General features: G+C 35.1%; 5 protein-coding genes. All 5 read left to right on the top strand.

Features of this window, described 5'->3' with window-relative positions:
• Nucleotides 1-222 precede the first annotated feature (222 nt).
• From HMPREF2954_RS13135 to HMPREF2954_RS10920, 5 genes are read left to right on the top strand one after another with little or no spacing between them, the layout of a single operon-like run.
• A complete protein-coding gene (locus HMPREF2954_RS13135; RefSeq protein ID WP_210398488.1) occupies nucleotides 223-381 on the top strand; it encodes a hypothetical protein in 159 nt (52 codons plus the stop codon).
• A gap of 13 nt (nucleotides 382-394) precedes the next feature.
• A complete protein-coding gene (locus HMPREF2954_RS10935) occupies nucleotides 395-871 on the top strand; it encodes a hypothetical protein (RefSeq protein ID WP_197067781.1) in 477 nt (158 codons plus the stop codon).
• Nucleotides 872-922: 51 nt separating this feature from the next.
• On the top strand, nucleotides 923-1,354 hold the full coding sequence (locus HMPREF2954_RS10930; RefSeq protein WP_045073781.1) for a hypothetical protein: 432 nt from the start codon (nucleotides 923-925) through the stop codon (nucleotides 1,352-1,354).
• 16 nt (nucleotides 1,355-1,370) lie between these two features.
• Nucleotides 1,371-1,835 carry a hypothetical protein gene (locus HMPREF2954_RS10925; protein ID WP_052242843.1) on the top strand — a complete coding sequence of 155 codons (465 nt, stop codon included), beginning with the start codon at nucleotides 1,371-1,373 and terminating at the stop codon, nucleotides 1,833-1,835.
• A gap of 10 nt (nucleotides 1,836-1,845) precedes the next feature.
• On the top strand, nucleotides 1,846-2,715 hold the full coding sequence (locus HMPREF2954_RS10920) for a hypothetical protein (RefSeq protein ID WP_045073776.1): 870 nt from the start codon (nucleotides 1,846-1,848) through the stop codon (nucleotides 2,713-2,715).
• Nucleotides 2,716-2,869 lie beyond the last annotated feature (154 nt).

Below are 2,869 nucleotides of genomic sequence, written 5' to 3'. Positions count from 1 at the left end.
TTATCAGCCTGCGAGGCAAGCAATTATGAAAAACTCTCTGAAGTTAAACAATCAACCTTAAAAGGAAAAAGTAATCTGCCGACCCAAAGCCCCATGCTGAACGAAATTTTTGCCAGTGAAAAATACATCGAACCCGGTTAGTCCAAAGATGTAAGCCATATTGTTGCTAAATATCTCCCGATTGGTTCTTCTAAAGAAGAAGTAATTAATAAATTAAATGAAATGAATCAGAATTATAAGGAAGAGGGTAATATTATTCATGCAGGGTATGGAAAAAAGACACCTCCTATGGTTCCACAAGCAGGAGTTAGAATTACCTTGAAATTCAATATATTTGGAAACTTAGAAAATATTAATAGCGAATTTTCTTATGCTCAATAATAAGAAAATTCGAATGACAAACAAAAATAGAAGTCTTTATGGGGGATTAATTATACAATTGAGAAACTTAGCAGTATTACCAATTGTTATTTCACTTGTATTTTTATCAGCTTGCAAAGTAAGTAACCATGAAAAACATTCTGAAATCCAACAATCAGCCTTAAAAGGGCAAAGAGACATGTCAAACTTAAACTTAATGTTAAATGAAGTCTTTAAAACCCACATTACGGATATTTCAAGCCAACGTGCAGATGTTAGTCATATTGTCTCACAATACATACATTCAGGTACGCCTAGGCATGAAATAAACAACTTTATCTCTAATGATTTTGATATTTTAGAGAATTCAAATAACAAATTGCTTATTCATTATAAAAAGGGTGAGGGTAATTTAGGCAATAGACGTGATTTATACATCAGCTTATTCTTTGATAGAAATGGAAATTTATTAAGCAATTCTTCCTACTTAGATAAAAGCAACAATTTATAAAATATTAAAAAGTTATTAATTAAAAAATAGAAGTCTATCAAAGGATTCATCATGAAATTTATAAATTTAACGATATTATCACTTGTTATATCACTTATATGTTTATCGGTTTGTGAAGCAAGTAACCATGAAAAAAATTCTAAAACCCAGCTATCAACCTTGAAAGAAAAAAACAATATGCAACCCTCAAGTCCCATGCTGAATGAAATTTTTGCCTGTGAAAAATATACCGCCGGAGGGAAGGTAAAAGATGTTACCTATATTGTCTCCGAATATTTACCGATTGGTTCTTCTAAAGAAGAGGTTATTAATAAGTTAAGCGATATGAATCAACACTATACTGATGAAGGAAATGTTATTTATGCAGGTTATGGCAGGCAGGTTCATCCAATGATTCCTTATCCTTCGGTCAGTATTGTATTAAAATTTAATAATTTAGGCTATTTGGAGGATATCGATAGTAAATTTCATTATGCTCAATAACAATAGGAGAATATAAATGGCAAACGAAAAAATAGAAGTCGGCTACAGGCATATCGGCACATTTGCAGTATTGCCAATTACCCTATCACTTATTTTTTTATCAGCCTGCGAGGCAAGCAATTATGAAAAACACTCTGAAGTTCAACAATCAACCTTAAAAGGAAAAGGTAATATGCCGACCCAAAGCCCCATGCTGAACGAAATTTTGTCTATAAAACGAGAAGCTATACCAAGATGGAGTACGATTGATGTAAGTCATATCATATCTAAATATTTACCACTTGGTTCATCGCGAGAACAAGTAATAAATTCATTAACCCAAATGAATCAAAATTATCATGAGGTAGATGGAGTTATACACGCAGGATACTTCAAGCAGGAATTACCTTTTGTACCTACACCAAGAATTTCAATAATGTTGAGGTTTAATAATAATGGTTATTTAGAAAAAATTGATGCTACCCTTAACTATGTTGAATAAGAAAATGAATATGGTTAATGAAAAAATAGAAGTCGGCTATCGGCATATCGGTACATTTGCAGGTGTGGAATATCATCATAAATTTTTACTCTATACCGATAAAAGAGGCCAACAGTACAGCATCAGTGGTTGGGCAGGACAAGAAACTTCTCCGCAGCTTCCTTTGGGGAAAATTCATATTGAAACTGGTTTACCAAATCATATAGGTTTGCCATACAATACTCACAACCCAGATAATATCAATAATAAAGATACTGCTTGGTATTACAAAAATGGCTCACCAATTTCTCCACAAAAGCAATACCGAGAACTGATCGCCGAAGCTCCCGATTTATCTACCAAATGGCAGGAAATGGTACGTAATGCCCAAAGCAAGGACAATATCTATCCTTACGACTTCTTGAGGCAAAATTCCAATACCCTTGCCGATACCTTATTACGCGAAGCAGGCTTTCCCGAACCTGAAAAAGACGGAATATTCCGACATCTTGCCCCGGGTTCGGGAAATAAACTGGATAGGAATCTCGTACCGCAACATCCTGACGATGCAGGCATTTCCGACCTGAAGGACTTGAGTTATCTTGAAGAAGAGGAATTCAAAGAAGATCCCCAATATGCCATGCAAACACAGCCAGAACCTGCAGAGAATCCCAAACCTGAATCCAAATACGAAGAAACTATGGCTATGCTGCAAGGATTATTGAATGATACCGACGGTTCGTATGCAAAAAAACTTTTGGCCGATAATCCTTATAAAGTTGCCAGTTTCAACGAAAGAGTCCAACAGGCTTTAGAAGAAGAGCAGCAACAACAGCTTGTTGCTCAAGAAAACCAAAATATTCAACAAGAACAACAACGAGGCTTCTCACGTTCTATCTGAAGCAGCCATTAAATTTTTTAGTTCGTCTGAAAACCCGCATTTCAATTTTTCAGACGACCCGATTAAAAAACACAGTTACTTTCACAAATAATTGGAGAATCACCATGTCTTCAGGACTCGTTACAGCAGCGTACATCGTAGCCGCGATACTGTT

The sequence above is a fragment of the Neisseria sp. HMSC067H09 genome, from assembly GCF_001814135.1.
Lineage (GTDB): Bacteria > Pseudomonadota > Gammaproteobacteria > Burkholderiales > Neisseriaceae > Neisseria.
This window is presented reverse-complemented; position numbering and strand designations above follow the sequence as displayed.

What these genes read in the sequence shown, in the direction of transcription:
- HMPREF2954_RS13135 (WP_210398488.1), top strand. Translation starts at nt 223, where the DNA reads ATGAATCAGAATTATAAGGAAGAGGGTAATATTATTCATGCAGGGTAT.
- HMPREF2954_RS10935 (WP_197067781.1), top strand. Translation starts at nt 395, where the DNA reads ATGACAAACAAAAATAGAAGTCTTTATGGGGGATTAATTATACAATTG.
- HMPREF2954_RS10930 (WP_045073781.1), top strand. Translation starts at nt 923, where the DNA reads ATGAAATTTATAAATTTAACGATATTATCACTTGTTATATCACTTATA.
- HMPREF2954_RS10925 (WP_052242843.1), top strand. Translation starts at nt 1,371, where the DNA reads ATGGCAAACGAAAAAATAGAAGTCGGCTACAGGCATATCGGCACATTT.
- HMPREF2954_RS10920 (WP_045073776.1), top strand. Translation starts at nt 1,846, where the DNA reads ATGGTTAATGAAAAAATAGAAGTCGGCTATCGGCATATCGGTACATTT.